The 25,530-nt window shown below is 72.4% G+C and carries 25 protein-coding genes and 2 pseudogenes; 18 read left to right on the forward strand and 9 right to left on the reverse strand.

What is annotated here, in order from left to right:
* Positions 1 to 383: 383 nt before the first annotated feature.
* Positions 384 to 524, reverse strand: a pseudogene (locus tag ACIOWN_RS29770) (transcriptional regulator); the annotation flags it as partial.
* Between the two features lie 266 nt (positions 525 to 790).
* Here ACIOWN_RS29770 and ACIOWN_RS29775 point away from each other — a divergent pair.
* Positions 791 to 958 carry a hypothetical protein gene (locus ACIOWN_RS29775; protein WP_362354855.1) on the forward strand — a complete coding sequence of 56 codons (168 nt, stop codon included), beginning with the start codon at positions 791 to 793 and terminating at the stop codon, positions 956 to 958.
* A 91-nt stretch (positions 959 to 1,049) separates the two neighbouring features.
* Here the strand turns inward: ACIOWN_RS29775 and ACIOWN_RS29780 are convergent, their stop codons facing one another.
* Together ACIOWN_RS29780 and ACIOWN_RS29785 are read right to left on the reverse strand one after the other, a co-directional pair.
* A complete protein-coding gene (locus tag ACIOWN_RS29780; RefSeq protein WP_100566429.1) occupies positions 1,050 to 1,379 on the reverse strand; it encodes a helix-turn-helix transcriptional regulator in 330 nt (109 codons plus the stop codon).
* Positions 1,376 to 1,621, reverse strand: a complete 246-nt coding sequence (locus tag ACIOWN_RS29785) for a type II toxin-antitoxin system RelE/ParE family toxin (protein ID WP_401983843.1) — start codon at positions 1,619 to 1,621, stop codon at positions 1,376 to 1,378. Before ACIOWN_RS29785 ends, ACIOWN_RS29780 begins: the two co-directional genes overlap by 4 nt.
* A 145-nt stretch (positions 1,622 to 1,766) precedes the next feature.
* Between ACIOWN_RS29785 and mmuM the strand changes: the two genes are divergently transcribed.
* On the forward strand, positions 1,767 to 2,693 hold the full coding sequence (mmuM, locus tag ACIOWN_RS29790; protein ID WP_362354852.1) for a homocysteine S-methyltransferase: 927 nt from the start codon (positions 1,767 to 1,769) through the stop codon (positions 2,691 to 2,693).
* A 677-nt stretch (positions 2,694 to 3,370) separates the two neighbouring features.
* On the opposite strand, the gene ACIOWN_RS29795 is transcribed toward mmuM, so the two are convergent.
* Together ACIOWN_RS29795 and ACIOWN_RS29800 are read right to left on the reverse strand one after the other, a co-directional pair.
* Positions 3,371 to 4,942: a carboxylesterase family protein gene (locus ACIOWN_RS29795; protein WP_362354849.1), complete on the reverse strand. Its 1,572-nt coding sequence runs from the start codon at positions 4,940 to 4,942 to the stop codon at positions 3,371 to 3,373.
* A gap of 107 nt (positions 4,943 to 5,049) precedes the next feature.
* Positions 5,050 to 5,265 (reverse strand): PLDc N-terminal domain-containing protein, encoded by a 216-nt coding sequence (locus ACIOWN_RS29800; RefSeq protein ID WP_362354846.1) that lies wholly within the window; start codon positions 5,263 to 5,265, stop codon positions 5,050 to 5,052.
* 131 nt (positions 5,266 to 5,396) lie between these two features.
* On the opposite strand from ACIOWN_RS29800, the gene ACIOWN_RS29805 reads away from it, so the two are divergent.
* Positions 5,397 to 5,981: a helix-turn-helix domain-containing protein gene (locus ACIOWN_RS29805; protein ID WP_401983844.1), complete on the forward strand. Its 585-nt coding sequence runs from the start codon at positions 5,397 to 5,399 to the stop codon at positions 5,979 to 5,981.
* 28 nt (positions 5,982 to 6,009) lie between these two features.
* Here the strand turns inward: ACIOWN_RS29805 and ACIOWN_RS29810 are convergent, their stop codons facing one another.
* Both ACIOWN_RS29810 and ACIOWN_RS29815 read right to left on the reverse strand, forming a co-directional pair.
* On the reverse strand, positions 6,010 to 6,663 hold the full coding sequence (locus ACIOWN_RS29810; protein WP_362354840.1) for a ThuA domain-containing protein: 654 nt from the start codon (positions 6,661 to 6,663) through the stop codon (positions 6,010 to 6,012).
* 107 nt (positions 6,664 to 6,770) lie between these two features.
* Positions 6,771 to 7,850, reverse strand: a complete 1,080-nt coding sequence (locus ACIOWN_RS29815; protein ID WP_362354837.1) for a YihY/virulence factor BrkB family protein — start codon at positions 7,848 to 7,850, stop codon at positions 6,771 to 6,773.
* Positions 7,851 to 8,069: 219 nt separating this feature from the next.
* Between ACIOWN_RS29815 and ACIOWN_RS29820 the strand changes: the two genes are divergently transcribed.
* The 14 genes and pseudogenes from ACIOWN_RS29820 (at position 8,070) to ACIOWN_RS29885 (ending at position 22,643) form a co-directional block, all read left to right on the forward strand.
* Positions 8,070 to 9,704 carry an acyl-CoA dehydrogenase family protein gene (locus ACIOWN_RS29820; RefSeq protein ID WP_401983846.1) on the forward strand — a complete coding sequence of 545 codons (1,635 nt, stop codon included), beginning with the start codon at positions 8,070 to 8,072 and terminating at the stop codon, positions 9,702 to 9,704.
* A 241-nt stretch (positions 9,705 to 9,945) separates the two neighbouring features.
* A pseudogene (locus tag ACIOWN_RS29825) lies at positions 9,946 to 10,480 on the forward strand (helix-turn-helix domain-containing protein); the annotation flags it as partial.
* 421 nt (positions 10,481 to 10,901) lie between these two features.
* Positions 10,902 to 12,239: a hypothetical protein gene (locus ACIOWN_RS29830; RefSeq protein ID WP_401983847.1), complete on the forward strand. Its 1,338-nt coding sequence runs from the start codon at positions 10,902 to 10,904 to the stop codon at positions 12,237 to 12,239.
* A 147-nt stretch (positions 12,240 to 12,386) separates the two neighbouring features.
* Positions 12,387 to 12,959, forward strand: coding sequence for a GNAT family N-acetyltransferase (locus ACIOWN_RS29835; RefSeq protein WP_362354831.1), 573 nt, complete (start codon positions 12,387 to 12,389; stop codon positions 12,957 to 12,959).
* A gap of 397 nt (positions 12,960 to 13,356) precedes the next feature.
* Positions 13,357 to 15,048 carry a nitrite/sulfite reductase gene (locus ACIOWN_RS29840; RefSeq protein WP_362354829.1) on the forward strand — a complete coding sequence of 564 codons (1,692 nt, stop codon included), beginning with the start codon at positions 13,357 to 13,359 and terminating at the stop codon, positions 15,046 to 15,048.
* Positions 15,045 to 15,227 (forward strand): hypothetical protein, encoded by a 183-nt coding sequence (locus ACIOWN_RS29845; RefSeq protein WP_362354827.1) that lies wholly within the window; start codon positions 15,045 to 15,047, stop codon positions 15,225 to 15,227. Before ACIOWN_RS29840 ends, ACIOWN_RS29845 begins: the two co-directional genes overlap by 4 nt.
* Positions 15,224 to 15,934, forward strand: coding sequence for a phosphoadenylyl-sulfate reductase (locus ACIOWN_RS29850; RefSeq protein WP_362354825.1), 711 nt, complete (start codon positions 15,224 to 15,226; stop codon positions 15,932 to 15,934). Before ACIOWN_RS29845 ends, ACIOWN_RS29850 begins: the two co-directional genes overlap by 4 nt.
* 2 nt (positions 15,935 to 15,936) lie before the next feature.
* Positions 15,937 to 16,527: an adenylyl-sulfate kinase gene (gene cysC / locus ACIOWN_RS29855; protein ID WP_401983849.1), complete on the forward strand. Its 591-nt coding sequence runs from the start codon at positions 15,937 to 15,939 to the stop codon at positions 16,525 to 16,527.
* Positions 16,524 to 17,468, forward strand: a complete 945-nt coding sequence (gene cysD, locus ACIOWN_RS29860; RefSeq protein ID WP_362354822.1) for a sulfate adenylyltransferase subunit CysD — start codon at positions 16,524 to 16,526, stop codon at positions 17,466 to 17,468. Before cysC ends, cysD begins: the two co-directional genes overlap by 4 nt.
* Positions 17,469 to 17,470: 2 nt before the next feature.
* Positions 17,471 to 18,799: a GTP-binding protein gene (locus tag ACIOWN_RS29865; protein WP_362354820.1), complete on the forward strand. Its 1,329-nt coding sequence runs from the start codon at positions 17,471 to 17,473 to the stop codon at positions 18,797 to 18,799.
* 250 nt (positions 18,800 to 19,049) lie between these two features.
* Positions 19,050 to 20,198, forward strand: a complete 1,149-nt coding sequence (locus ACIOWN_RS29870; RefSeq protein WP_401983850.1) for an aliphatic sulfonate ABC transporter substrate-binding protein — start codon at positions 19,050 to 19,052, stop codon at positions 20,196 to 20,198.
* 35 nt (positions 20,199 to 20,233) lie between these two features.
* Positions 20,234 to 21,013, forward strand: a complete 780-nt coding sequence (locus tag ACIOWN_RS29875) for an ABC transporter ATP-binding protein (protein ID WP_100566412.1) — start codon at positions 20,234 to 20,236, stop codon at positions 21,011 to 21,013.
* The gene (locus ACIOWN_RS29880; protein WP_362354818.1) at positions 21,000 to 21,890 is read left to right on the forward strand and encodes an ABC transporter permease; all 891 of its coding nucleotides are present in this window, start codon (positions 21,000 to 21,002) and stop codon (positions 21,888 to 21,890) included. The genes ACIOWN_RS29875 and ACIOWN_RS29880 overlap by 14 nt, the downstream gene beginning before the upstream one ends.
* A gap of 6 nt (positions 21,891 to 21,896) precedes the next feature.
* A complete protein-coding gene (locus ACIOWN_RS29885) occupies positions 21,897 to 22,643 on the forward strand; it encodes a sirohydrochlorin chelatase (RefSeq protein ID WP_362354816.1) in 747 nt (248 codons plus the stop codon).
* A gap of 211 nt (positions 22,644 to 22,854) precedes the next feature.
* On the opposite strand, the gene ACIOWN_RS29890 is transcribed toward ACIOWN_RS29885, so the two are convergent.
* Positions 22,855 to 23,481, reverse strand: a complete 627-nt coding sequence (locus ACIOWN_RS29890; protein ID WP_401983853.1) for a DsbA family protein — start codon at positions 23,479 to 23,481, stop codon at positions 22,855 to 22,857.
* A gap of 112 nt (positions 23,482 to 23,593) precedes the next feature.
* Entirely contained in the window at positions 23,594 to 24,616 is a 1,023-nt protein-coding gene (locus ACIOWN_RS29895; RefSeq protein WP_362354812.1) for a 2-dehydropantoate 2-reductase N-terminal domain-containing protein, read from the reverse strand.
* A 67-nt stretch (positions 24,617 to 24,683) separates the two neighbouring features.
* Here ACIOWN_RS29895 and ACIOWN_RS29900 point away from each other — a divergent pair, with 67 nt between their 5' ends.
* On the forward strand, positions 24,684 to 25,511 hold the full coding sequence (locus ACIOWN_RS29900; protein WP_362354890.1) for an aldo/keto reductase: 828 nt from the start codon (positions 24,684 to 24,686) through the stop codon (positions 25,509 to 25,511).
* Positions 25,512 to 25,530 lie beyond the last annotated feature (19 nt).

A 25,530-nucleotide genomic window follows, 5' to 3' on the forward strand; every position in this document is an offset into this window, starting at 1 on the left:
GCTACCTCACCCCGCTGGAGACCCGGCAGCGCCTCGAACAAGAACACGCCCTCGTGGCGTAAGCATCGAGTGTCCAAGATCACGGGGAAGCTTCAGCGATCCCGGCCAGCCACTCTCGTGCTGCCAAAGATCAGTTACGGGACAACCCTTGAGCGAAGTACTCGCCGATGGCGCGGGTCTTCGACCGCAGGCGCCGGCCTTCGTCGTCCAGGTCCCACTGTCGACCGTGGCAGTCAGCTCGGTCAGCGAGGCGACCTTCGGGACGGGGACGAAGTGGTTGCACCGGTAGTAGTGGACTTACGAAGAGACGGTGGCCGCCCGGCGGCAGCAGGCGCTGAGCCCAGCCCCGGTGACGGACGGCTGCGCGCAGGAGCCGGCCGTTGTCACTCGGCTTCGCCGGCGCGGAGGGCCAGGTCGAGGAGGCCGGGGAAGCGGGCGTCGAACTCCTCGCGGCGCAGCCGGTTGAGCCGTTTGGCGCCCCGGTCGCGCTGTTCGACCAGGCCGGCGTCGCGCAGGACCGAGAAGGGACGCACGTCCATGGGCAAGCTGCTGCTGCGCATCGCCGACTGACCGCAGCCTCCCGCACGGGTCGCCTGGCGGGTCCATCCCTCCAGTCACCCGCAAGGAACAACGCTGGTCTGGACTCCGGTGCCAGGATGGGAGCGCCCACCAAGGATCGCCAGGCGGGCCGTCGCCGACGCGGTCCGCGACGGGAGCGGATCGGCGGGATACCCCGCCGAGGTCGTCGAGTACCGGGGTGTCGAGGATCGGATCGGGCACGGAGATCCGTGTGCGACGCCCAGCCGTGGACCGCAAGGGCCGGGACAAGTTCGTCTCCGGGAAGACCAAGCAGAACGCGGTGAAGTCCATGGTCGTCACGGACACCGAAGGGCGCGTGCTGTTCTGCAGCACGTTCCGGCCTGGCAGTGCGCCGACATCGTCCAGGTGCGACAGCTGAGACTGGCCCATCTCCTTGCTAGCGGCCGGTCCAAGGAGATCCCCGCGGATGCCGACTACTGGGGCATGACCGCGCACGACGTCGTAGGCATTCAGGCGACCTTGACCGCGTGGGGGCCGATGCTCACCGTCACGTCGACGCGTCCGCCCAACGCTGCCGCATAGGCTCGCAGGGTCTCCAGCTCCATGGCCTCGATGTTGCCGTTCTCGATCTGGGAAATCCGGGACTGAGAGACACCGACCAAGGCAGCGACCTCGGCCTGCGTCTTGCCGACCAGCTTGCGCAGCTCCGCCAAGTGGTAGCCGGCGATCTGAGCGTCCAGCTCAGCATCTGCCCGCGCCCGCAACTGCGGATCCGTCAGCTCCGGATGACGCCGATGTGCCTCCGCCTTGACGTCCTGCCAACGACGTGCCGGACTCATGGGCCCTCCTCCTTCGCTTGCAGCTCAGCGTTCTTCTCCTCGCGGAATTCCGCATAGCGCTGCTCGGCCACGGCCATCGCCTCCGGGTACCAGCGGGCCCAGCGCCCCGCTTTGTCACCTGCAACCAAGAAGACTGCCTCACGGTCCGGATCGAAGACGAACAGCAGACGCAGCTCACTTCGACCACGCGAACCAGGCCGCAGCTCCTTCAGATTCGGCAGGCTGCTCCCACGATCTCCCACGCAACCCGCTCAATATAACCCAGGGCTCATATTTTCGACAAAGACATGCACACGCGGGTCGCGGGTGTCTGGAACGCCTGGACGGGTGCCCGGCAGCCCACCCGGCCCCGTCCCGTGACGCCGGACCGTCGATTAGCGTCGTGGCATGGACAGTGTCGCCTCCCCCACCCTCGCCGACGCGCTCACCGGCGGGGCGGTCGTGCTCGACGGCGGGATGTCCAACCAGTTGGAGTCGGCCGGGTACGACCTGAGCGACGAGCTGTGGTCGGCGCGGCTGCTGGCCGAGCGGCCGGAGGCGGTCACTCGAGCGCATCTGGCGTACTTCGAGGCGGGGGCGAGCGTCGCGATCACCGCGAGTTATCAGGCCACTTTCGAGGGGTTCGCGAAGCGGGGGACCGGGCGGGAGCGGGCGGCCGGGCTCATGCGGCTGAGCGTGGAGTCGGCGCGGGAGGCGGCGCGGCGGGCGCGTGCGCTCGGGGTGGTGCGGCCGTTGTGGGTGGCGGCGTCGGCGGGGCCGTACGGTGCGATGCTCGCCGACGGCTCCGAGTACCGGGGCCGGTACGGGCTCACCGTGGACGAGCTGGAGCGCTTCCATCGGCCCCGCCTCGAGGTGCTGGCCGCCGCCCGGCCCGACGTGCTGGCGCTGGAGACGGTGCCCGACATCGAGGAGGCGCGGGCGCTGCTGCGGGCGGTGCGCGGGCTGGGGGTGCCGGCCTGGCTGTCGTACGCCGTCGCCGGTGACCGCACGCGCGCCGGGCAGCCGCTGGAGGAGGCGTTCGCCCTGGCCGCCGATGCGGACGAGGTCATCGCGGTCGGCGTGAACTGCTGCGCGCCCGGCGACGCGGCGGCCGCGGTGCGCACGGCCGCCAGCGTCACCGGCAAGCCGGTCGTGGTCTACCCCAACAGCGGTGAGTCCTGGGACGCCGAGTCCCGCTCCTGGACCGGCCGCTCCACCTTCACCCCGGACCAGGTGGAAAGCTGGCACGCCGCCGGCGCCCGCCTCATCGGGGGCTGCTGCCGGGTGGGACCGGACGCGATCGCGGAGATCACCCGCGTACTGGCGACCCGGTAGCCTCCCACGGCACCCTCACACGGCCGGCGATGCCGCCGACGTCGACCGCGTGGTGGGCTTCATGGACGTCGCACCCGCTGAGAAGGCCCTCCCCGAAGGAGTGCAGAAGTGGCGACCGCCGCAAAGAGGAGCAGTGCGCTGCTGGCCGCATGCGGAGTTCTCATGCTGACCTCCGCATGCGGAACAAGAAGTTCTTGCACGGTAGCCCAGGCCGGCTCCTCCGTGGTCGTGAACCTGCTGAGGGCCGACTACCCGGATCTCGCGGGCGGCACCTTCCATCTGTGCGCCGCAGACCACTGCGCCCGCGGGACACTCCAGCCGGCGTCGCTTCTGAGTACCCACGTGTTCCTCCCGAGCGACGTGGGAGCTCGCACCGTGACCGTCCGGCTGCGCCTCACCGCACCCGGAGCGCACTCGCCCAGCGTCGACCAGAGCACGACGACCACGCTGATCAGGACCGACACGATCTGTGACGGGACCTACTACTGGCGTGAACTGGCCCTGACTCCGGCCGACGGTTTGAGCGAGTCGGTGCCGACAACAGGTCCGTGGGACCCGAAGAACGCGGCGAGGCCTACCGCGCCCCCGGCCCGGCCCTCGACGGCTGGTGCCTCGCAGGAGCCACCGGAAGGCGCAACATTGAGCCCCTCCCCGTGATCCGCTGACGTCCCGCGTCGTCAGCGGCCCCCCACACCCCCCGCGCGGCGCAGGCGGCGTACGACTGCTCGGAGTTCCCCGGCGCGGGGCCGGGTGCCGTTCGGGGCGGGGGGCGGCTCGGGGGTGGTCGTCCAGAGGGCGAGTTCGGCGTCGCGTGGGCCGTGGGTGGTGCGTGGGGGGCCGTCGCCGAAGACGCGGACCGGGTGGGTGGCGTCCCAGGGCTGCCAGCCGGGGTCGCCGTCGGCGGCGAAGCGGACCCAGGCCGTGTGCAGGGCGTCGGCCAGTTCCTGCGGGGCGCCCTCGCCCGCGAGTCTGCGGGAGTCCGGGGCGTCGCCGGTGTCGAAGACGAAGCCGAGTTCCAGGGCGTGGCAGGCGCCGAGGCCGGGCAGCAGCGAGGGCCAGGCGAACTCGTAGACGTACGACGGGCCGCAGCGCGCGTCGGCCAGGCGGTGCAGCGGGCGGCGCAGCAGGTGGTCGGTGACCATCTGGCCGACGATCTCGGCGGTGCCGGCGCCGGGGCGCAGCGCCCGGTAGCCGCGGACCACCTCGTGCCCACAGTGGCAGCGGGCCATGGCGCCGGCCAGCGCGACCGCGCCGAGCCGGTCGACGCGTTCCAGCAGCCCGCCGGGGACCAGCCACAGCCGGTACTCGTCGCGGGTCCAGCCCATGAGGAGGTCCGCTGCCCGTGCCGCGTCGCCCTCCACCAGGGCCTGGAGCGGGTCGCGCGGGACGAGGTCGCCGTCCACGACGATGCCGAAGGCGGGTCCGCCGAGGACCGGGCTGCTGAGCCGGCCGACCTCGGCCTGCGTGCGCAGCAGCAGGTCCCGGTCGACGGCGGCGAACGCCTCCGCGGTGGCGGGCACCTTCAGCCGGGCCGCCATGCGGCGCACCATCCGCCGTACGTTGCCGCGGTCGGCGGCCTCCGGCGGCCCGCTCTGCAGGACCGCGCGCCGGAACAGGCCCTGGGCCTGCGGGGCTGCGATCAGGGCGCCGATGCTGATGGCTCCGGCCGACTGGCCGCACAGGGTGATCCGGTCCGGGTCGCCGCCGAAGGCCCCGATGGACTCGTGGACCCAGCGCAGGGCGGCGAGCTGGTCGCGCAGGCCGGGGTTGGCGGGGGTGTCCGGGAAGAGTCCGTAGCCCTCGACGCCGAGCCGGTAGTTGGCGGACACCAGGACGACGCCGTCACGGGCGAAGGCCCGCCCGTCGTACACGGGCACGGCGGAGGAGCCGCGGGTCAGCGCGCCGCCGTGCAGCCACACCATGACGGGGAGCCGGGCGCCGGGGTCCGGGTCGGGTGTCCATACGTTGAGGTTGAGGCAGTCGTCGCCGGGGACGACCGGGTCGGACAGGTAGCGCGCGAAGGCCTCGGAGTACGGGGGCTTCGGCGCGGTCGGGCCGAAGGACGCGGCGTCGCGGACACCGTCCCAGGGCTCGGGCGGCTCCGGCGGGCGGAACCGCCGGGGGCCGAAGGGGGGCGCGGCGTACGGGATGCCGCGGAACACGGCCACGCCGTGCTCATGCCTGCCTCGCACCGCCCCGTAGGGGGTGGTGACCACGGGGTCCGGTCTGTCGGCTCTGTCGGCCGTCATGCGTCCACCAGCCCTTCGCCGCGTGCGGCACCGGTATCAGGGAAGCGCCCCGCCCTCTCCCGGTATTCCGGGCGCGCGGGCCGCCGGCACCACGGCCCGGTGGAGCGCTACCGGTTCTCGCTGCGGCCGAACCTGAGATAGGCGGCCAGGCCGAACACGTTGCCGAAGGCGCAGACGGCCAGCCATGCCTGGGGCGAGAGCTGCCTGGTGTCGGGGTGCCGCGCGATGTCGATCATGCAGTAGGCGGCGGGGACGAGCGCCACCAGCGGCACGATCGCCATCCACGGGGTGGGGGACGAGGCGGGGAAGGAGTCGGCCAGCACGGGAGGTTCCTTCTCGGAGGGGCGGACACGGCGTTTCACGGACGGGATACCGGGTCGATCCCGACGACCAACCAATCCCATCCATGGGAACATTACCAACGCCGGGAAGATACGACTACTAGGGTGACGTCGTGACCACCGCTGATCTCCTCCTCCATCCGGTCCGGCTGCGGATCGTGCAGGCCTTCCTCGGCGACCGGGCGCTGACCACCGGCGCGCTCAGGGAGGAACTGTCCGACGTGCCGTCCACCAGCCTGTACCGCCATGTGGCCCGCCTGGTGGACGCCGGTGTGCTGATGGTCGTGGCGGAACGGCAGGTACGGGGCGCCGTGGAGCGTACGTACGTGCTGCGGGCCGCCGCGGCGAAGATGTCCGCGGACGAGGTCGCACGGATGAGTCCCGACGACCACCGCAACGCCTTCATGGCGTTCGTCGCGGGCCTCCTCGACGACGTCGACCGCTACCTCGCCCGCGAGGACGCCGACCCGGTCCGGGACGGAGCCACGTACAACCTGGCCGGGATGTGGCTCGACGACGCGGAGTACGCCGCCGTGCTGCACGACCTGGTCCGGGTGCTCCAGCCCCGCCTGGCCCTGCCGCCCGGCCCGGGACGCAGGCGGCGCATCCTCGCGACGGTCCTGCTGCCGGGCGAGGACGGCGCGCAGGGCGCTGGGGACGGGCACGCGCACGGCCCGGCGGGCAGCGCGGCGCCGTAGCGACGACGGCCAGGCCTTCGGCCGCGCCTCAGCCGGCCGCGAGCCCCGCCGCCCACTCGATGCCGCCGCGCAGATGGGCGCGGAAGTCCGGGTCCGCGTAGGCCTCGGAGGCGTGGCCGAGGGCCGTGTAGAAGACGCGGCCCCGGCCCTGTTCGCGGCACCACACCAGGGGGTGGTCGGCGCCCATGCCGCCGCCGCGGTACGACGTCTCGTCGGCGCGGGCCAGGACCCGTACGGTGCCGCGCGGGTTGGTGCGGAAGTCGTACCACTCGTCGGTGAAGGCCCACTCGGCAGGCAGGTGCCGGGTGGCCGGATGGTCCGGGTCCTCGACCAGGACCCGGCCCGGCTGGTACTCCGGGTGCCGGGCGAACCGGGCGCCGAGCAGTTCGCCGTAGTGGGGCCAGTCGTACTCCGTGCAGGCCGCCGCGTGCACACCGACGAACCCGCCGCCCTGCTCGACGTACGCCGCGAGGCGCTCCCGGCCTTCGGGGGTGAGCACCTCGCCGCTGGTGGAGAGGAAGACGACGGCGGCGTACCGCTCCAGGGGCCGGGCGAGGGCCTCCGGGTCCTCGGTGTGCTCGACGTCGAACCCGCCGAGGGCGCGCAGCGCGGCGACGGCGTCCGGGATGGACTCGTGGCGGTAGTCGGCGGTACGCGTGTGGACGAGAAGTCGACGGCCCATGGCGGACGACCCTATCCCCCGCGCCTCGTGCCGGACGACCCCGCACCCCACGGCACCGGACGACCCCCACGCCCCGGTCCCGCACGGCGGCACCGGACGGCGTCCCGTCACCCCTTCGACGAGCCGTTCTCGTCGTCCTTGTGCGGGCTGCGTGCGTGTGTGGACCGCACATGGGAGCGCAGCCGGGCCGTCACGTCCTCCGGGGGCAGGAAGCGTGACCAGCGTTCGGGGAACTCCGCGGGCATGTCGGGGTCCTCCGGGTCGTCGGGCTCGCTGTCGCGGGTCGCGGCGGCGCGGGCGACGTACTCGGCGATCTGCGCGTCGCGCACCCGCTCGTTGGCGGCGCGGGCCGAGGCCGTGCCGGCGGTCGGCCAGACCCGGTCGATGGCGGCGTTGACCGCCGCTCCGACGAGCACCGCGAACGCGGACACACCGATCCACAGCAGCACGGCGACGGGCGCGGCCAGCGAGCCGTAGATGGTCGGGCCCTCCACGGTGCTGGTGAGGTAGATGCGCAGCAGGAAGCTGCACACCACCCACATGGCGAGGGCGACCAGCGCGCCGGGCACGTCCTCGATCCACGCGGAGCGCACCGGCACGGACACGTGGTACAGCGTGGTCAGGAAGACGACGGACAGCACGATGACGACCGGCCAGTACAGGATCTGGACGACCGTCGTCGACCACGGCACGATCCGTACCACCGCGTCCGGGCCGGCGACCATCAGCGGCAGCGCGATCGAACCGATCAGCAGGGCCACGATGAACAACCCGAAGGCCAGCAGCCGGGTCTTGACGATGCCGCGCACGCCGTCGAGGCCGTACATGACGGTGATCGTGTCGATGAAGACGTTCACCGCGCGCGAGCCCGACCACAGGGCGAACACGAACCCGATGGAGATCACGTCGGGCCGGCCGCCCTTCATGACGTCCCGCAGGATCGGCTCGGTGATCTCCTTGACGCCCTGGTCGGACAGGACCGTGCGGGAGGCGTCCAGGATGTTGCGCTCCAGGCTCGCGATGGTGTGGGCGCCGGTCCAGGAGTCGACGTAGAAGAGCAGTCCGATCAGGCTCAGCAGCAGCGGCGGCACGGAGAGCAGGGAGAAGAACGCCGCCTCGGCCGCCAGACCCAGGATCCGGTACTCCATGCACGAGTTGACCGTGTCCTTCAGGAGCAGCCAGGCCATCCTGCGTTTGGATACGTTCCGGTAGAGGGCTCGTGCCCGGTGGAGGCGGCCGGAGGGCCTTTCGGAGGATTCGCTGGCTGACTGCTGCACGACCCAAAGGTATCTCCGTCGGCCACCCTCCCCCTCACCCGCCGGGGGAGTCGGCCACCGGGCAGGGCCCCGGGGCTCCCCGGCGTCCGCGTGATGCCCGCGGCCGTACCGCGCGGTAGGTTCCGTTTCATGGCATCCAGCACGCACACCGTGACCAACCAGCCGCCGCCGCTGGTCGGCTACGACGTCTTCGCCGCCGACCGGGCCCTGGCCGAGGCGGTCGGGCGGCACGTGGAGCCTGGGCTGCTCGACGAGGTGCGCGGGGAGTTGACGGCGCTCGGGCAGGCCGCCGGATCGGCCCAGGTGCAGGAGTGGGGAGCGCAGGCCGACGAGAACCCGCCGCGGCTGCGCACCCACGACCGCTACGGCCACCGCGTCGACGAGGTCGAGTTCCACCCGGCCTGGCACCGGCTCCTCGGCAAGGGCGTCTCGTCCGGGCTGACCGCGGCCTGGGACCGCCCGGCCGGGCATGTGCGGCGGGCGGCCGCCTTCCTGGTGTGGACGCAGGTCGAGGCAGGCACCTGCTGCCCGCTGTCGATGACGCACGCGGCCGTGCCCGCGTTGCGCACGGATCCGGAACTGGCCGCCGAGTGGGAGCCGCGGCTGACGTCCGTGATCTACGAGCGCGAACTGCGGCCCCCGCACCTGAAGGCCGGGGCGCTGTTCGGGATGGGCATGACCGAGAAGCAGGGCGGCAGCGACGTACGGGCCGGCACCACCGCGGCCAGGCCGCTCGCCGAGGACGGCGCCTACGAGCTGACCGGGCACAAGTGGTTCTGCTCGGCGCCGATGTCGGACGGGTTCCTGGTGCTCGCGCAGGCGCCCGGCGGGCTCACCTGCTTCCTGGTGCCGCGGGTGCTGCCGGACGGCACGCGCAACGTGTTCCTGCTCCAGCGGCTCAAGGACAAGCTGGGCAACCGGTCGAACGCCTCCGCCGAGGTCGAGTTCGACGGGACCTGGGCGCGCCGGGTCGGCGAGGAGGGGCGCGGGGTGCGCACCATCATCGACATGGTCGCGGCGACCCGCCTGGACTGCGTGCTCGGCTCGGCGGGTCTGATGCGGCAGGCGGTGGCGCAGGCGGTGCACCACTGCGGGCACCGCGAGGCGTTCGGCGGCAGGCTCGTCGACAAGCCGCTGATGCGCAACGTGCTGGCCGACCTCGCGCTGGAGTCGGAGGCGGCGACGACGCTCGCGCTGCGCCTGGCGGCCGCCTGTGACGACGGGGGCGAGCAGGAGCGGGCGCTGCTGCGGATCGCGGTGCCGGCCGCCAAGTACTGGGTCACCAAGCGGTGCGCGCCGCTGGCGGTGGAGGCCTCCGAGTGCCTGGGCGGCAACGGGTACGTGGAGGAGTCCGGGATGCCCCGCCTGGTGCGCGAGTCGCCGCTCAACTCGATCTGGGAGGGCGCCGGGAACGTACAGGCGCTGGACGTGCTGCGGGCACTGACGCGGGAGCCGGGCGCGCTCGACGCCTATCTGCGGGAGGTGGGTGCGGCGCGCGGCGCCGACCACCGTCTCGACACGGCGATCAAGCGGCTTTTCACCGAACTCGCCGATCTGGAGGGCATGGAGGCCCGGGCCCGGCGGCTGGCCGAACGGCTGGCGCTGGTGCTCCAGGGAGCGCTGCTGGTGCGGTTCGCGCCGCCGGACGTCGCCGACGCGTTCTGCGCCTCACGGCTGGGCGGCGAGTGGGGGGCGACGTTCGGGACGCTGCCGCACACGCTCAACCTGGCGGCGGTGGTCGAACGGGCGCGCCCCGCGCACTGACGCGGGGGTGGTGCTGCGCCGACACGGCACCACCCCCGCTTCCCGGCCCGTTCCAGGCCGTGGCGCCGCACGCGGCGGCGTTGAACAATCTTCAATGAACTCACAGCGGTTCACCAGGGTTGCAAGGGGTTGCAACATGCGGGTCCGCGTGAGCGGACCGCGGCCTTCCGGCACGGCCGGTCGGCACGGTGGACAGGGCGGCCGGGGGCAAGGCCCCGGCGCCGTGGGGCAGTCGGTTGCCCCGACCTCTTTCCCGGGAGGCCCCGTGTGGCTGGCGGAGATCGGTCTGTGCTTCCTGGAGCCGCTGGCGGACGGCTGGTTGGTGCGGGCCGGTGCGGAACCTGCCCCGTACGAGGGCGCCCGGATCGTGCTGGACCTGACCCCGGCCACGCCGCTGCTCGGTGACCATGCTGGGCGACGGTGACTCCTGGGCCCATGAACTGAGTCCGCGCCACGCCGAGTTGCTCTACCTGCTCGCCGTGCACCGCTTGGGCCGCAGCGCCTCGCAGCTCGCCGGGGCCGTGTTCGGCGATCCGGCCCGCAAGGTGACCGTGCGCGCCGAGATGTCGCGGGTACGGCGCTGTCTGGGCCCGTTCCTCGAACACCGCCCCTACCGCTTCCGCGAGGACACCGACGTCGAACTCCTCCTGCCGGACGACCCGGTCGACCTCCTCCCCCACTCGGCGGCACCGGCGGTCCAGGCGGCGGCGGTCCAGGCGGCGGCGGTCCGGGCGGCGCCGGCGGTACGCGGGGAGCGTGTCGTCACCGTGCCGTGAGTGACGCGGGTGGGTGATCCGGTGGTCCCTGTTAGGGTCTTTCGTTTGGATCAGGCCGGATCAGGGAGCGGGATCTGGTGCCGTGCCTCGCAAGGCGGAGGAGGGCGGCAGGGCGGAGCCCTGACAACCGACGACAACGCCGCTGGGGGTGCCCCCTGCTCGAAGAGCTTGGGGGAGCGGTGCCAGGGCCCGCGAGCCCGGCCTGATCCAAACGAGAGGCCCTAGGTCAAGGGTTCGGCCGGCGGTGGCATCTTCCGCATATTTGCAGGGTCTTCGACCTGTCGCGGGCCGGACTGCCGTAGCATCGCCGCAGGGCCGCCCCAGCCGCTCCTCGGTCAACGCTCGGACCTTCCGTAGCAGTTGGCCCGTGTGTGCGGAACCGGCGTCCCGGAGGCGGACCGAGCCCTGAAAAGGGGGCTGTATGAAGCAGCGCGGCAGACACCGCAGGCGCAGACGGGGCAGGGCGCTGCGCGCCACCCTGGCCGGGGCCGGCCTCGCGCTGACCGCGGCCGCCACGATGATCAGCACCTCGCAGGCCACGGTCGCCGACGACCCCGGGGCCCTCAAGCCCCTCACCTCGTCGGCCGAGCTCGACCGGCTGCGGCTGACCGAGCAGCCGGTGCCCCAGCGGTCCCTCGACCGGCTCGCCAAGGCGATGGGCCGGCCGGTCGGTGTCGGCACGGTGCTCCACGGCGCCGACCGCTCGCTGCGCGGCGCCGACGAGTGCGACGCCGAGGAGAAGAAGGCGCTGCCCGTCGAGCCGGCGGCCACACGCGCGTACTGCTGGGACCCCGCCGACTCCGCCACCCGCCTGTGGCGGCCGGAGTCGGTGACCACCTCGGGGGACGCCGAGAGCGACGGCCGGTGGCGCGGCCACCGGGTGATCCTCTCCGGCTGGACGCGCGAGGCCGACGACGGCCGCGGTCTGGCCCGGGTGGCGTTCGTCGACGCCGACGACCCCGGCCACCTCACCTACACGTGGGTGCTGCTCGCCGTCCCGGTCGACGGCGGACGCGACTTCCGCGGGCTCGTCTCGCAGGTGTCGGGGATGGTCTGGTACCGGGACAAACTGCTGGTCACCACCTCCGGCGACGAGCGCGACGCGCTGTACGTCTACGACCTGCGCCGCATCCACCGCGCCACGGTCGGCGGCGATGAGGTGGGCCGCGTGCCGGGCGGCTGGTCGGCGCACGGCTACCGGTGGGTGCTGCCCGCGATCGCCTCCTACCGCCCCGCCGACGGCAACTGCGTCCGGGAGTCCGGCACGGACCCGTCCGCGGCGCCCTGCCCGGACGGCCTTTCCCTGGACCGCAGTTCCGCGCCGGCCAGCCTGGTCGCGAGCCAGTCCGTGCCCACGGAGGACGGCCACCACACGCGTCTGTGGCGCTACTCCTTCAGCCGGGACCCCGGCCGCTCCGGTCTGCTGGCCACCGACTCCGGCGCCACGGTGACCTCGACCGAGGCCTACGGGACGAAGACGGAGGACGTCCGGGGCGTCCTGTCGCACCGTCCGGGGCCGTTCGCGCCACCGGACTGGTATCTGGGCCGCCCCGCGGACGAGGGCACCCACGGCACGCTGTGGCGCCAGGACGAGCGCGGCGCGAACGCCGCCTCCTGCGGCGCCGAGGACACCCACCGCTGCTGGGGCGACGGCACCGGCTCCCTGTCCTACTGGCAGGAGACCGGCGACGTCTGGTCCCTGTCGGGCCGGATGCTGTTCGCGCTGCCGCTGTCCGCGGTCGAACGGGAGCTGCGGTAGGCCGACGGACGGAGCCGCGGAAGGCCGACGGACGGGAGGCCGGGCCGGATCGGCGGACGGCAGCAGCGCCGGGCCGCCTGGGCGTCCGGAGTGAGACCCGGCACCCCCGATCGACAGCGGAGCGGCGCGGATGATTCCCTGACCGGCATGACGAGCATCGCCGTGACCACCTGGTCCCTGGAGCAGACCTCCCCGACCGACCTCCTGCCGGCCGCAGTGCCCGAGGGGGACGTGCGGGTCGTCCGCTCCGAGATCCCCTCCCCCGAGTTCAGCCGGTTCCTGTACGCCTCGGTCGGCGGCGACATCCGCTGGACGGACCGGCTCGGCTGGTCGTACGCGCGGTGGCGGGAGTACCTGGAGCGTCCGGGTGTCGAGACGTGGGTGGCGTACGACCGCGGCACCCCGGCGGGCTATGTCGAGCTGGAGGCGCAGGACGAGGGCGTCGTGGAGATCGTGTACTTCGGGCTGATCGCGGCCTTCCGCGGCCGGCGGATCGGCGGTCACCTGCTGTCCTGCGGCACCGCCCGCGCCTGGGACCTGGCCGACCGCCGGCCCGGGTGGACGCCGACGAAGCGGGTGTGGCTGCACACGTGCAGCAAGGACGGCGAGTACGCGATGGACAACTACCAGCGCCGCGGCTTCAAGCTCTTCGACACCAAGGTCGAGGAGGAGCAGGAAGTGGCCACCCCGGGACCGTGGCCGGGGGCGTACCCGGCCTGAGCTCCAAGTGGGCGCATGACGGCGGCCGATGCGCCGGACGACACCCCTGTCCCGTATCACGGGACAGGGGTGTCCGCATGCCGGACGATGCTGGACGCTGTCCAGATCGCCGTGCCAGGCTTTCCGCATGTCTGGAACTGGAATCGCCTTGGTGAGCCGACGGCACGTCGACCACGGCCGCATGTCCAGCGCCATCTGTCCGGGGAGCTGACCTCGCCCGCCGTGGCCTGACGGCCACGAGCCCGGCGCCGCCGGCTTTTCCCGTTTTCCCTTTTCGTACCGCTTTACCTGCTGTCCCGCCCTGCGCACAGACGCGCCCACCCGCGCGCCTGCCCGTGCGCCTGCACCCGCGCAGGTCCAGAGCCGCGTTCCCGCTGTCCCGAAGGACGTATCGACCATGGCCGCCTCCCCGCAGAACCCCGCCGCGTCCCGCCGCAAGGTGAGCCGTCACCGCGGCGAGGGACAGTGGGCCGTGGGGCATCTGACCCCGCTCAACGGCAACGAACAGTTCAAGAAGGACGACGACGGTCTCAACGTGCGGACACGTATTGAGACCATCTACTCCAAGCGCGGTTTCGACTCGATCGACCCCAACGACCTGCGCGGCCGGATGCGCTGGTGGGGCCTGTACACCCAGCGCAAGCCCGGCATCGACGGCGGCAAGACCGCGATCCTGGAGCCGGAGGAGCTGGACGACCGCTACTTCATGATGCGCGTACGCATCGACGGCGGCCGGCTGACCACCCGGCAGCTGCGGGTCATCGGCGAGGTCTCCCAGGAGTTCGCGCGCGGCACCGCCGACATCACCGACCGGCAGAACATCCAGTACCACTGGATCCGGATCGAGGACGTGCCGGAGATCTGGAACCGCCTGGAGGCAGTCGGCCTGTCCACGGTCACCGCCTGCGGCGACACCCCGCGCGTGATGATCGGCTCCCCCGTCGCCGGCATCGCCGAGGACGAGATCATCGACGCCACCCCGGCGCTGGAGGAGATACAGCGCCGCGTCCTGGGCAACAAGGCGTACTCGAACCTCCCCCGGAAGTTCAAGACGGCCATCTCCGGCTCCCCGCTGCTCGACGTGGTCCACGAGATCAACGACGTCGCGTTCGTGGGCGTGCGCCACCCGGAGCACGGGCCCGGCTTCGACCTGTGGGTCGGCGGCGGTCTGTCCACCAACCCCAAGCTGGGCGTGCGGCTGGGCGCCTGGGTGCCGCTGGAGGAGGTCCCGGACGTCTACGAGGGCGTTCTGTCGATCTTCCGCGACTACGGCTACCGGCGGCTGCGCAACCGGGCCCGGCTGAAGTTCCTGGTCGCCGACTGGGGCGCGGAGAAGTTCCGCCAGGTGCTGGAGGACGAGTACCTGAAGCGGCCGCTCGTCGACGGGCCCGCCCCCGAGGAACCGGTCCAGCGGTGGCGCGACCACGTCGGGGTGCACCGGCAGAACGACGGCCGGCACTACGTCGGTTTCGCCCCGCGGGTCGGCCGCGTCGACGGCGCCACCCTGACGAAGATCGCCGAACTGGCCGAGGCGCACGGCTCGGGGCGGGTCCGTACCACCGTCGAGCAGAAGATGATCATCCTCGACGTCGAGGGGGACCAGGTCGACTCGCTGGTCGCCGGTCTCGAGGCCCTGGACCTCACCGCCCGGCCGTCCACGTTCCGGCGCGGCACCATGGCCTGCACCGGCATCGAGTTCTGCAAGCTCGCCATCGTCGAGACCAAGGCGCGCGGCGCCACGCTGATCGACGAACTCGAGCGCCGCCTGCCGGACTTCGACGAGCCGATCACCATCAACCTCAACGGCTGCCCCAACGCCTGCGCCCGTATCCAGGTGGCGGACATCGGCCTCAAGGGCCAGTTGGTCGTCGACGACCGCGGCGAGCAGGTCGAGGGCTACCAGGTGCACCTGGGCGGCGCGCTGGGCCTGGAGCCGGGCTTCGGCCGCAAGGTGCGCGGACTGAAGGTGACGGCCACGGAGCTGCCCGACTACATCGAGCGGGTCCTGAACCGCTACCAGGAGCAGCGCGAGGACGGCGAGCGGTTCGCCGCCTGGGCCGCGCGGGCGTCCGAGAAGGAGCTGTCATGAGCGAGCGTGCCGCCCCCTTCTACTGCCCGTACTGCGGCGAGGAGGATCTGCGTCCCAGCGAGGAGGGCCACGGAGCCTGGGAGTGCGCGGGATGCAACCGGGCCTTCCGGCTGAAGTTCCTCGGCCTGCTCGCCCGGGGCTGCCGGAGCGCCGGTCACGAAGGGGACGAGCGGATATGACAGCCACTCAGGAAGCGATGAGCGAATCCGAGTTGAAGGCGCTGGCCGAACAGGCGGGCCGCGACCTGGAGGACGCCTCCGCGCTGGAGATCCTCCAGTGGGCGGCCGGCGCCTTCGGCCGCCGGTTCTGCGTCACTTCCTCCATGGAGGACGCGGTCGTCGCCCACCTCGCCTCCCGTGCGATGCCGGGCGTGGACGTGGTGTTCCTCGACACCGGCTACCACTTCCCGGAGACCATCGGCACCCGCGACGCGGTCGAGGCCGTGATGGACGTCCACGTCATCACCCTCACTCCGGAGCGGACGGTCGCCGAGCAGGACGCGGAGTACGGACCGAGGCTGCACGACCGCGATCCGGACCTGTGCTGCCGGCTGCGCAAGGTGCGGCCGCTGGAGGAGGGCCTGAAGGGCTACACGGCCTGGGCGACCGGGCTGCGCCGCGACGAGTCCCCGACCCGGGCGAACACGCCGGTCGTCGGCTGGGACGAGAAGCGGCGGAAGGTCAAGGTCTCCCCGATCGCCCGCTGGACCCAGGACGACGTGGACGCCTACGTCGCCGAACACGGCGTGCTCACCAACCCGTTGCTGATGGACGGCTACGGCTCCGTGGGCTGCGCGCCCTGCACCCGGCGCCTGCTGGAGGGCGAGGACGCGCGCGCCGGCCGCTGGGCTGGCAGCGCCAAGACCGAGTGCGGACTGCACGGCTGACCATGACCGTACTGCCGAGACTGTCGGCGAAAGCTTCCACCCACAGGGAGACACACGTGACGACCGGAGCCACCGTCTGGCTCACGGGTCTGCCGAGCGCCGGCAAGACCACCATCGCGCACGAACTGGCCGGACGGCTGCGTGCGGAGGGCCATCGCGTCGAGGTGCTCGACGGCGACGAGATCCGCGAGTTCCTCTCCGCGGGCCTCGACTTCGGCCGCGCCGACCGGCACACCAACGTGCGGCGCATCGGCTTCGTCGCCGAACTGCTCGCCCGCAACGGGGTCAAGGCGCTGGTCCCGGTGATCGCGCCGTACACCGACAGCCGCGACGCGGTGCGCGAGTGGCACGCGAAGAACGGCACGGCGTACCTGGAGGTGCACGTCGCCACTCCGGTCGAGGTGTGCTCCGTACGCGATGTGAAGGGTCTGTACGCCAAGCAGGCCGCGGGCGAACTGACGGGTCTGACGGGCGTCGACGACCCGTACGAGGAGCCCCTCTCGCCGGACCTGCGCATCGAGTCGCAGCACCAGACGGTACGGGAGTCGGCCGATTCCGTGCACACGCTGCTCAGCGAAAGGGGACTGGCATGACGACCGTCGCCAAGACCAAGGCGGGCGACGAGGGCACGGGCAGCCCGTACGCCCTCTCCCACCTGGACGCGCTGGAGTCCGAGGCGGTGCACATCTTCCGCGAGGTGGCAGGCGAGTTCGAGAACCCGGTGATCCTGTTCTCCGGGGGCAAGGACTCCATCGTCATGCTGCACCTGGCGCTGAAGGCATTCCGGCCCGCCGCGGTGCCCTTCTCGCTGCTGCACGTGGACACCGGGCACAACTTCCCCGAGGTCCTCGACTACCGCGACCGCACGGTGGCCGGGCACGGGCTGCGGCTGCACATCGCCTCCGTGCAGGACTACATCGACCGGGGCGTCCTCCGGGAACGCCCGGACGGCACCCGCAATCCGCTCCAGACCCTTCCGCTGACCGAGAGGATCCAGTCCGAGCGGTTCGACGCGGTCTTCGGCGGCGGCCGCCGCGACGAGGAGAAGGCCCGCGCCAAGGAGCGGGTGTTCTCGCTGCGCGACGAGTTCTCCCAGTGGGACCCGCGCCGCCAGCGGCCCGAGCTGTGGAACCTCTACAACGGCAGGCACGCGCCCGGCGAGCACGTCCGGGTGTTCCCGCTGTCCAACTGGACCGAGTTGGACGTGTGGCAGTACATCGCCCGCGAGGGCATCGAGCTGCCCGGGATCTACTACGCCCACACGCGCGAGGTCTTCTCGCGCGACGGCATGTGGCTGACCGCCGGCGACTGGGGCGGCCCCAAGGACGGCGAGAGCGTCGAGAAGCGGCTCGTGCGCTACCGCACCGTCGGCGACATGTCGTGCACCGGCGCCGTCGACTCCGACGCCGACACCATCGAGAAGGTGATCGCCGAGATCGCCGCCTCGCGCCTGACCGAGCGCGGCGCCACCCGGGCCGACGACAAGCTGTCCGAGGCCGCGATGGAAGACCGCAAGCGCGAGGGGTACTTCTAGAGATGACCACGACCACGGACCTGGCGTCCACCACCCTGCTGCGGTTCGCCACCGCGGGCTCCGTCGACGACGGGAAGTCCACCCTCGTGGGCCGGCTGCTGCACGACTCCAAGTCGGTCCTCGCCGATCAGCTGGAGGCCGTGGAGCGCGCCTCCGCGAGCCGCGGCCAGCAGGCCCCGGACCTCGCCCTGCTCACCGACGGGCTGCGCGCCGAGCGCGAGCAGGGCATCACCATCGACGTGGCCTACCGCTACTTCGCCACCCCCCGCCGCCGGTTCATCCTCGCGGACACCCCGGGCCATGTGCAGTACACGCGGAACATGGTCACCGGCGCGTCCACCGCCGAGCTGACGGTGATCCTGGTGGACGCCCGCAACGGCGTGGTGGAGCAGACCCGCCGGCACGCGGCGATCGCCGCGCTGCTGCGCGTGCCGCACGTGGTCCTGGCCGTGAACAAGATGGACCTGGTCGACCACCGCGAGTCCGTGTTCGCGGCGATCGCCGAGGAGTTCACGGCGTACGCGACCGAACTGGGAGTCCCGGAGGTCACCGCCATCCCGATCTCGGCGCTCGTCGGCGACAACGTGGTGGAGCCGTCCGCGACCATGGACTGGTACGGCGGCCCGACCGTCCTGGAGCACCTGGAGACGGTCCCGGTCAGCCACGACCTGTCGCACTGCCACGCGCGGCTGCCCGTGCAGTACGTGATCCGGCCGCAGACCGCCGAGCACCCCGACTACCGGGGCTACGCGGGCCAGATCGCCGCGGGCAGCTTCCGGGTCGGCGACGAGGTGAAGGTGCTGCCGTCCGGCCGCATCAGCCGGATCTCCGGCATCGACCTGCTCGGTGAGCCGGTCGACGTGGCCTGGACGGCGCAGTCGGTGACGGTCCTGCTCCGGGACGACGTCGACGTCTCGCGCGGCGACCTTATCGTGCCGGCCAAGGACGCGCCCGCCACCACCCAGGACGTGGAGGCGACCGTCTGCCACGTCGCCGACCAGCCGCTGACCGTCGGCCACCGGGTGCTGCTCAAGCACGGCACCCGCACGGTCAAGGCGATCGTCAAGGACATCCCGTCCCGGCTCACCCTGGACGACCTGTCCCTGCACCCGCACCCCGGTCAACTCGTCGCCAACGACATCGGCCGGGTCAAGATCCGCACCGCCGAGCCGCTGCCGGTCGACTCCTACGCCGACTCCCGCCGCACCGGCTCGTTCATCCTGATCGACCCGGCCGACGGCACCACGCTCACCGCGGGGATGGTCGGCGAGTCGTTCGCCGCGCCGGCGCCGGTCAAGGACGCGGCGGACGAGGACGGCTGGGACTTCTGACCATGGACTCCCGGGACTTCTACTCGACGTTCGCCAAGGAGGGCGGCCGGGTCGGCTGGGGGCACCCCCGTACGAAGTATGGGGGAGGTGCCCTCGGCAGCGGACAGGGCGGGGTGGCGCGATGTACGCGCTGACGTACGCGCACTGCCCGCGCGCCCTCACCCCCCACCGCTTAGAACTCGAACCTGCCGACTTCCCGGCCACGGCCTGACCGGCCGTGACCGCCGGGCCTGCGAGAGGACCACCTCCCGTGCCTGCCAGCCTTTCCCCGTTCCGCTCCCGCCCCGCCGGCGGCTCCCCCGGGCCGGTACTCCGCCGCGGCCTCGCCGTGCTCGCCGCCCTGCCCCTGCTCACGCTCGCCGCCTGCGGCTACGGCTCCCAGGCCGACGACGACGGCGCCCGGCAGAAGGTGGCCGCCGGTGCCGAGAAGACCGACGGGCTCGACTCGGTCAGGATCGGCTACTTCGGCAACCTGACCCATGCGACCGCGCTGGTCGGAGTGCAGAAGGGCTTCTTCCAGAAGGAGTTGGGCGCGACGGTGGTCAAGCCGTCGGTCTTCAACGCCGGGCCGTCCGAGATCGAGGCCCTCAACTCCGGCTCCATCGACATCGGCTGGATCGGCCCGTCCCCGGCGATCAACGGCTACACCAAGTCGGACGGCAAGAGCCTGCGCATCATCGGCGGTTCGGCCTCCGGCGGGGTCAAGCTCGTGGTCGACCCGGCGAAGATCAAGTCCTTGCAGGACGTCAGGGGCAAGAAAATCGCGACCCCGCAGCTCGGCAACACGCAGGACGTGGCGTTCCTCAACTGGATCGCCGAACAGGGCTGGAGGGTCGACGCGCAGAGCGGCAAGGGCGACGTGTCCGTGGTCCGCACCGACAACAAGATCACCCCGGACGCCTACAAGTCCGGCTCCATCGACGGCGCCTGGGTCCCGGAGCCGACCGCGTCGAAGCTGGTCGCCGAGGGCGCCAAGGTGCTCCTCGACGAGTCGTCGCTGTGGCCCGACAAGAAGTTCGTGATCACGAACATCATCGTGTCGCAGAAGTTCCTCAAGGAGCACCCGAAGGCCGTCGAGGCGGTGCTGAAGGCGTCCGTGGAGACCAACGAGTGGATCAATGCCCACCCGGACGAGGCCAAGGCCGCGGCGAACAAGCAGCTGGGCACCGACTCCGGCAAGGAGCTGCCCGAGAACGTCCTCGACCCGGCGTGGAAGTCCATCCAGATCACCGACGACCCGCTGGCCGCGACCCTCGACACCGAGGCGCAGCACGCGGTCAAGGCGGGCCTGCTGCGGAGCCCGAAGCTGGCCGGCATCTACGACCTCGCCCCGCTGAACAAGGTGCTGAAGGCCGCGGGCCGGCCGACCGTCGACGACGCCGGTCTCGGCGCCCAGTAGATCCGTAGCCGAAGAGTTCCCAGGAGGTGACGACCATGGCCACGACCCTCGCCAGGGCCGCCGAGACCGTAGAGCACGCGGCCCGCCTCGAGAACGTCTCGAAGTCCTTCGCGGCACCGGGCGGGCAGCAGCTCGTCCTGGACGGCATCAGCCTCGATGTCGCTCCGGGCGAGTTCGTCACCCTCCTGGGGGCCTCGGGCTGCGGCAAGTCCACGCTGCTGAATCTGGTGGCGGGGCTGGACCGGCCCACCGCCGGGTCCATCACGACGGACGGCCGCCCCGCCCTGATGTTCCAGGAGCACGCCCTGTTCCCCTGGCTGACCGCCGGCCGGAACATCGAACTCGCCCTCAGGCTGCGCGGGGTGGCGAAGCCGGAGCGGCGCGGCCGCGCCGAGGAGCTGCTCGAACTCGTCCGGCTGAAGGGCGCGTACGGCAAGCGCGTCCACGAACTGTCCGGCGGGATGCGCCAGCGGGTGGCGATGGCCCGCGCGCTGGCCCAGGAGAGCAACCTGCTGCTGATGGACGAGCCGTTCGCGGCGCTCGACGCCATCACCCGTGACGTCCTGCACGACGAGCTGACCCGGATCTGGCAGCAGACCGGGGTGTCGGTGCTGTTCGTCACGCACAACGTGCGCGAGGCGGTGCGGCTCGCACAGCGCGTCGTCCTGCTGTCCTCCCGTCCGGGCCGGGTGGCCCGCGAGTGGACGGTGGACATCCCGCAGCCGCGCCGCATCGAGGACGCGCCCGTGGCGGAACTGTCCCTGGAGATCACCGAAGTCCTGCGTGGGGAGATCCGCCGACATGGCCAGCACTGAGACGAAGACGGCCCGGGGCGCCGGACTGGCCGACGTCGAGGCCGGTCTCGACGCCCTGGAGACCACGGCGGCCGGCCGTGCGCCGCTGCGCCAGACCCTGGTCAACAAGGTCCTGCCGCCGGTCGTGGCGATCGCGGTGGTCCTGGTGGTCTGGCAGGCGCTGATCTCCCTGAAGGTGGTCGACGACCCGAGCCGGCTGCCCTCGCCCGCCGACGTGGGCGGCGAGTTCAAGGACGCCTGGTTGCAGGGCAAGCTGCTCGGCTTCATCTGGACGTCCGTCTCGCGCGGTCTGCTGGGCTTCCTGTTCGCGCTGGCCATCGGCACCCCGCTGGGCCTGCTGGTGGCCCGGGTGAAGTTCGTGCGCGCGGCCCTCGGCCCGATCCTGTCCGGCCTCCAGTCGCTGCCGTCGGTGGCGTGGGTGCCGCCGGCGGTGATCTGGCTGGGCCTGGACAACTCGATGATGTACGCGGTGATCCTGCTCGGCGCGGTCCCGTCCATCGCCAATGGACTGGTGTCCGGCATCGACCAGGTGCCGCCGCTGTTCCTGCGGGCGGGCCGCACGATGGGCGCGACGGGTGCCCGGGGCGCCTGGCACATCGTCCTGCCGGCCGCCCTGCCGGGCTATCTGGCCGGTCTGAAGCAGGGCTGGGCGTTCTCCTGGCGGTCACTGATGGCGGCGGAGATCATCGCCTCCTCGCCGGACCTGGGCATCGGCCTTGGCGCGCTGCTGGAGAACGGCCGCAACGCGAGCTCCATGGCCATGGTCTTCGAGGCCATCATCCTGATCCTGTTCGTCGGCATCGCCATCGACCTGCTGATCTTCAGTCCGCTGGAGCGGCGGGTGCTGCGCGGCCGCGGTCTTCTCGTGAAGAGCTGAACGCCCATGATCCACCAGCCCGTTCTCCTCGTCGTCGCCCACGGCAGCCGCGATCCGCGCCATGCCGCGACCGTCCACGCCCTGGTACGCCGGGTCCGGGCACTGCGCCCCGGGCTGCGGGTGGAGACCGGCTTCCTGGACTTCAACGTGCCGGGCGTGCCGGGCGTGCTGGACGCCCTGGCGGCCGACGGGGTGCGGGACGTCGTGGCCCTGCCGCTGCTGCTGACCCGCGCCTTCCACGCCAAGGCGGACATCCCCTCGGTGCTGCGCCGGGCGCCGTCGCGGCTGCGGATCCGGCAGGCGGAGGTCCTCGGCCCCTCACCGCTGCTGACGGACGCCCTGGAGAGGCGTCTGTACGAGGCGGGGCTCGGCCCCGCCGACAAGTCCTCGACCGGGGTCGTACTGGCCTCGGCGGGGTCCTCGGACCCGGAGGCGATCGCAGTGATCGCAGAAATCGCGCGGGAGTGGCGGCACACCGGCTGGTGCGCCGTGCGGCCTGCGTTCGCCTCCGCCTCCACGCCGCGCACCGAGGACGCGGTGCGGGAACTGCGCGAACTGGGCTGCGCGAGGGTCGCGGTCGCGCCGTACGTCCTGGCACCCGGCTTCCTGCCCGACCGCATCGCCCGCGGAGCGACCGAGGCCGGCGCCGACGTACTGGCCGGGGTGCTCGGCCCCGCCCCGGAGGTGGCCCGGGTCCTGCTGGAGCGCTACGACGCCGCCCGGCTGCCGCTCTCGGCGGCCCTGGGAGCCTGAAGGACGGAGGATGGGTTCCGCCCGCGGCCCGGCACTCCCCCGTGGTGCCGGTCCGCGAACGGCCCCACCACCAAACGCCGTTGAGCGGTGAATGGTGGTGACATCCAGTTCAGCGTGCGGCGGTGCGCAAGTGTCACTGCCCTGCCGCGGGCGGGTCCCCGAATGCGGATCATCCCGCCCATGCCGTACGCGAGGGACCCTCGGCCGGGGCTCAGTCGAAGCGGAGTGATCCGGTGCGGGTGCGCTTGAGTTCGAAGAAGTCCGGTTGGGTGGCCAGGACTCGGAAGGCGTCGAACAGCTCGGCCGCCTCGGCGCCACGCGGGACGGCCCGCAGCACCGGCCCGAACCACACCGTTCCGTCGACGTGGAGGGTGGGCGTCCCCACGTACGCGCCGGTCTCCGTCTCGCCACCGGCCTCGTGACTGCGCCGAACCGCGTCGTCGTACGACGGATCGTGCGCGGCCGCGGCGAGGTCCCGGTCGAGTCCCAGCTCGGCCAGGGACCCGACGACGACCGCGTCGAAGTCCTCCTCCCCACGCTCGTGGATGCGGACGCCGAACGCGGTGTAGAGGTCCCGCAGCACCTTCTCGCCGTGCCGTTCGGCGGCGGCCACCGCGACGCGCACCGGGCCGATCGACCTGTCGACCAGATCCCGGTACCAGTCGGGCAGTTCGTTGCCGGTGTTGTGCAGATACAGGCTCATGACGTGGAACCCGAGGTCGAGCGGACGCTCGCGTTCCACCTCGAGCAGCCAGCGGGAGGTGATCCAGGCGAAGGGGCAGGCGGGGTCGAAGTAGAAGTCGACGCGGGTCGGCGAGTTGGGCGAGTCAGGGGTCATGCCGTCGACGCTAGCGGCCGATTGGCACAGGATCCCGGTCCAATCGCGAGGTCTTTTCGTGCGCCACTTGGCCCGCCCGGCCCGCCTGCCCGGCTTGGCCGGCGCGGCCCGCTCAGCCCGCAGCGTCCGCCGCTTCCGCCGCGTCCGCCAGCCGCACCAGCTCCGCCACCGGCATCGAGCCCGCCGCCCGGCGCTCTCGCGCGAAGGTGTTGGCCAGGTGCTGGAGCAGTTCGTTGAGCGGGGTCGGTATGCCGTGCAGCCGGCCCAGGAGCACGATCTCCCCGTTGAGGTGGTCGGCCTCGATGGAACCGGTGCCCCGGGCGAGGGACTGCCAGGAGGAGCCGCCGCCGCGCGGGGCGCCGGGCAGCGGCACCAGGGTGATCTTGTCGCCGCGGACCTCCTTCTGCTCCTCGGCCCCCGCCCAGGGGATCCCGGCGGCGGCGAGCACAGCCTCGCCCTCGGCGCGCACCCTCCCGTACAGCGCGTGCGCCGCCTCGCTGTCCAGCGGGCCGCTGACGGCCTCGATCGCGTTGGCGAGGTTGCCGAGCAGTTTGGCGTACTGCCAGCGGCTCACGTCCGGCACGACCGGCGCCTCGAAGTGCGCCGACTCCAGGTCGGCGGAGATCCGCCGCAGGGTGTCGTCGGTTCCGCCCGGGTAGCCGCCCAGGTGCAGTATGCCGGTGAGCGGGGCGCCCGCGGCCGAGACGGCGCCGGGTTCGACGTGGGCCGCGGGCAGCCAGACGCAGACGCCGTACACGTGCCGGAAGCGGCGCAGGGCGAGCCGTTGGCCCTCCACCCCGTTCTGCGCGCACAGCAGCGGCAGTCTCCGCTCGGCCGTGCCGCCGCCCGCGACCGGCGCCGGACCCCAGGCCGCCAGCGCCGCCTCGGTGTCCTGGGTCTTGACGGCCAGCACGAGCACGTCGTCGGCGCGCAGTTCGCCGAGCGCCCCGGGCCCGTCCACGGCGGGCAGCCGGTACGTGAGTTCGCCCTCCGGGACCGCCAGCCGCAGCCCGTCCTCGCGCAGCGCAGCGAGATGCGCTCCGCGCGCGACCAGCACGACCTCGCGCCCGCTCTGCGCCAGCCGCCCCCCGACGGTGCCGCCGACCGCCCCTGCCCCGATGATGATGTAACGCATGGGGCGAGCCTCCCACAGCCCTCCGCATGCCCCACCGGACGACCCAGGAGACCGTGTGACCCCGCAGATGTTCACGCTCGGCGGCGACCTGCCCGTACGGCGCCTCGGCTACGGCACCGCGCAGCTCACCGGCCCCGGTTACTGGGGTCCGCGCGGCGACGCCCGGGACGCGGTGGCCGTGCTGCGGCGGGCGGTGGAGCGCGGGGTGAACCTGGTCGACACCGCGGACAACTACGGTCCGTCCGTGGCCGAGGAACTGGTGGCCGAGGCCCTGCACCCCTACCCGGAGGACCTGGTGCTCGCCACCAAGGGCGGTGTGGTCCGCACCGGCGACAATGCCTGGCACGTCGACGGACGGCCGGAGCGGCTGCGGGCGATGTGCGAGGCGAGCCTGCGGAGGCTGCGGCTGGAGAGGATCGACCTGTACCAGCTCCACCGGCTCGACCCCGCCGTGCCGATGGCCGAACAGCTCGGCGCGCTCGACGAGTTGCGCGAGGAGGGCAAGATCCGCCACGTCGGCCTTGACACCGTCTCCGCCGAACAGCTCGCGTCGGCGATGGAGTTGACCTCGGTCGCCTCCGTCCAGAACCGCTACAACCTCGCCGACCGCGCGTCCGGGCCGCTGCTGGACCTGTGCGAGGAGCGCGGGATCGCGTTCCTGCCGTGGTTCCCGCTGGGCAACGGCGCGTTGACCGGGAACCCGGAGTGCGCCCGGATCGCCGCCGCGCACGGCGCCACGCCCGGGCAGGTGGCGCTGGCGTGGCTGCTGCACCGCTCCCCCGTGCTCTGTCCGACCCCGGGCACGGGCACCCTCGCCCATCTTGAGGAGAACCTGGACGCGGCGCGCCTGTCCCTCGGCGCCGCCGAGCTGTCCCGGCTGTCCGCCCTCGGGTGAGCGGGCCCGTGGGGGACGC

The sequence above is a fragment of the Streptomyces sp. NPDC087787 genome (assembly GCF_044743035.1).
In the GTDB taxonomy this organism is placed as follows: Bacteria; Actinomycetota; Actinomycetes; order Streptomycetales; family Streptomycetaceae; genus Streptomyces.

Excerpts from the sequence above, each read along its gene's own strand:
- ACIOWN_RS29780 (WP_100566429.1), bottom strand. The coding sequence starts at position 1,379 with ATGAGTCCGGCACGTCGTTGGCAGGACGTCAAGGCGGAGGCACATCGG.
- mmuM (WP_362354852.1), top strand. The coding sequence starts at position 1,767 with ATGGACAGTGTCGCCTCCCCCACCCTCGCCGACGCGCTCACCGGCGGG.
- ACIOWN_RS29795 (WP_362354849.1), bottom strand. The coding sequence starts at position 4,942 with ATGACGGCCGACAGAGCCGACAGACCGGACCCCGTGGTCACCACCCCC.
- ACIOWN_RS29810 (WP_362354840.1), bottom strand. The coding sequence starts at position 6,663 with ATGGGCCGTCGACTTCTCGTCCACACGCGTACCGCCGACTACCGCCAC.
- ACIOWN_RS29815 (WP_362354837.1), bottom strand. The coding sequence starts at position 7,850 with ATGGCCTGGCTGCTCCTGAAGGACACGGTCAACTCGTGCATGGAGTAC.
- ACIOWN_RS29820 (WP_401983846.1), top strand. The coding sequence starts at position 8,070 with ATGGCATCCAGCACGCACACCGTGACCAACCAGCCGCCGCCGCTGGTC.
- ACIOWN_RS29830 (WP_401983847.1), top strand. The coding sequence starts at position 10,902 with ATGAAGCAGCGCGGCAGACACCGCAGGCGCAGACGGGGCAGGGCGCTG.
- ACIOWN_RS29835 (WP_362354831.1), top strand. The coding sequence starts at position 12,387 with ATGACGAGCATCGCCGTGACCACCTGGTCCCTGGAGCAGACCTCCCCG.
- ACIOWN_RS29840 (WP_362354829.1), top strand. The coding sequence starts at position 13,357 with ATGGCCGCCTCCCCGCAGAACCCCGCCGCGTCCCGCCGCAAGGTGAGC.
- ACIOWN_RS29845 (WP_362354827.1), top strand. The coding sequence starts at position 15,045 with ATGAGCGAGCGTGCCGCCCCCTTCTACTGCCCGTACTGCGGCGAGGAG.
- ACIOWN_RS29850 (WP_362354825.1), top strand. The coding sequence starts at position 15,224 with ATGACAGCCACTCAGGAAGCGATGAGCGAATCCGAGTTGAAGGCGCTG.
- cysC (WP_401983849.1), top strand. The coding sequence starts at position 15,937 with ATGACCGTACTGCCGAGACTGTCGGCGAAAGCTTCCACCCACAGGGAG.
- cysD (WP_362354822.1), top strand. The coding sequence starts at position 16,524 with ATGACGACCGTCGCCAAGACCAAGGCGGGCGACGAGGGCACGGGCAGC.
- ACIOWN_RS29865 (WP_362354820.1), top strand. The coding sequence starts at position 17,471 with ATGACCACGACCACGGACCTGGCGTCCACCACCCTGCTGCGGTTCGCC.
- ACIOWN_RS29875 (WP_100566412.1), top strand. The coding sequence starts at position 20,234 with ATGGCCACGACCCTCGCCAGGGCCGCCGAGACCGTAGAGCACGCGGCC.
- ACIOWN_RS29880 (WP_362354818.1), top strand. The coding sequence starts at position 21,000 with ATGGCCAGCACTGAGACGAAGACGGCCCGGGGCGCCGGACTGGCCGAC.
- ACIOWN_RS29885 (WP_362354816.1), top strand. The coding sequence starts at position 21,897 with ATGATCCACCAGCCCGTTCTCCTCGTCGTCGCCCACGGCAGCCGCGAT.
- ACIOWN_RS29890 (WP_401983853.1), bottom strand. The coding sequence starts at position 23,481 with ATGACCCCTGACTCGCCCAACTCGCCGACCCGCGTCGACTTCTACTTC.
- ACIOWN_RS29895 (WP_362354812.1), bottom strand. The coding sequence starts at position 24,616 with ATGCGTTACATCATCATCGGGGCAGGGGCGGTCGGCGGCACCGTCGGG.
- ACIOWN_RS29900 (WP_362354890.1), top strand. The coding sequence starts at position 24,684 with ATGTTCACGCTCGGCGGCGACCTGCCCGTACGGCGCCTCGGCTACGGC.